Raw genomic sequence first — 1907 nt, forward strand, 5'->3', positions numbered from 1 at the left:
CCGAAAGGTCGCAGCATCTCACTTGCCGGGCGCGGCCGCACGCGTTGTGGCCACCAGAACCAGCGCCCGAGCAATGCGGCGATCGACGGCGTCATCAGGGAGCGCACGACCAGGGTGTCGAACAGCAGGCCGAGGCCAATCGTGGTGCCGGCCTGGCCAATCGAGCGCAGATCGCTTGCTGCCATCGACATCATGGTGAAGGCGAAGACCAGGCCCGCCGCGGTGACTACTCCACCCGTCTCGCCCATCGAACGAATGATGCCGGTCTTCAGCCCGGCGCGAATCTCCTCCTGGAACCGCGACACCAGCAGCAAGTTGTAGTCGGAGCCGACGGCGAGCAGGATGATCAACCCGAACACCGGCGCGATCCAGTTCAAGTCCAGGCCCAAAATGTGTTGCCAGACCAGCACGGAAAGCCCGAATGCGGCGCCCAGCGACAACAGCACCGTGCCGACGATCACCAGGGACGCAACCAGAGCGCGAGTGATGATCACCATGACGGCGAAGATCAATGTCAGAGCGGCAATTCCGACGATCAGCAGGTCGTAGTTGGAACCGGACTGGATGTCGCGGTATATCGCGGCGGTCCCGGCGAGGTAGAACTTGGCGCCGGTGAGCGTCGTTCCCTTCACCGCCTCATGTGCGGCGTCCAGTTCGGGCTTGACCGCGGAAATGCCTGCCGGGGTCGCCGGGTCCGCGTCGTGGGTGATGATGAAGCGCGCAGCTTTCCCGTCCTGCGACAGGAAGAGCTTCAGGCCACGCTGAAAGTCGACATTCTGGAAGGCTTCCGGGGGTAAGTAGAAGTAGTCGCCACTCCTGGAGGCATCGAACGCCTGGCCCATCGCGCTCGCCGTATCGGTCATCTGGGCCATTTGCGTGACCAGGCCCGAGAAGCTGCTGTGCATCGTGAGCAAGGTCCCCTGCATGGACTGCGCGACGGCGATCATCGGCGGGAACTGGGCGAGCATCTGGGGCAGTATCGCGTCCACATTGCTCACGTCCTTGATCAGCGTGCTCATGTTCTCGCTGAACTTGTCCACGCCGTCGATCGCCTCGAACACCGATCTCGAAGCCCAGCAGACCGGGATGTTGAAACAGTGCGGTTCCCAATACAAATAGCTGCGGAACGGTCTCGCGAAATCGTCGAAGTCCGCCAGATGATCTCTCATCTCGTTCAGCGTGGATTGCATGTCGCCCATGTCGCCGACCATGTGATGAGTCGCGCTACTCATCTGACTCAGCAGACCCTGCATTCGTTCCATCGAGCCGATCATGGCACCAAGATCGTCGCTCATCGTGAGCATGTCGGCCGTGCGGTCCTTCATGAATTGAAGGTTCTGCTGGATCGGAATCGATTGGGCGCTGATCTGGAACGGTATCGACGTGTGCTCGATCGGGCCGCCCAACGGCCGCGTGATGCTTTGCACCATCGCGATTCCCGGCGAACGAAAGACATCTTTGGCGAGCCTGTCCAGGATGATCATGTCGCCGCTATTCCGCATGTCGTGATCACTCTCGATCATGAGGATATCGGGATTCATTGTCGCGGCGCTGAAATGGCGCTCCGCGGCCGCGTATCCGACATTCGACGGCAGGTTGGCGGGTATGTAGTAGCGGTCGTTGTAGCTGATCTTCATGCTCGGCATGACAAGGATGCCGACGATTGCGATGGCCAGCGAGGCCGCGAACACCGGCCCGGGCCAGCGCACCGTGGCGGTGCCGATGCGCCGCCACCCGCGCGTCTTGATCATCCGTCTCGGGTCGAGCAAACCGAACCGGGTGGCCACGGCGACCACCGCCGGCGCGGCGGTCATCGCTCCCGCGACGACGACGAGCAATCCCAGAGCGGACGGGATGCCCAGCGCCTTGAAATACGACAGCCGCGCCAAGTGGAGGCAGAAGGTGGC

General features: G+C 62.2%; 1 protein-coding gene. It reads right to left on the reverse strand.

The window, feature by feature from the left end:
* Nucleotides 1–1907 (reverse strand): MMPL/RND family transporter (locus tag ACZY0B_RS27320; RefSeq protein WP_463767350.1); only part of this gene is annotated, 1907 nt, incomplete at both ends.

Source organism: Mycobacterium sp. IDUB_19 (assembly GCF_055419445.1).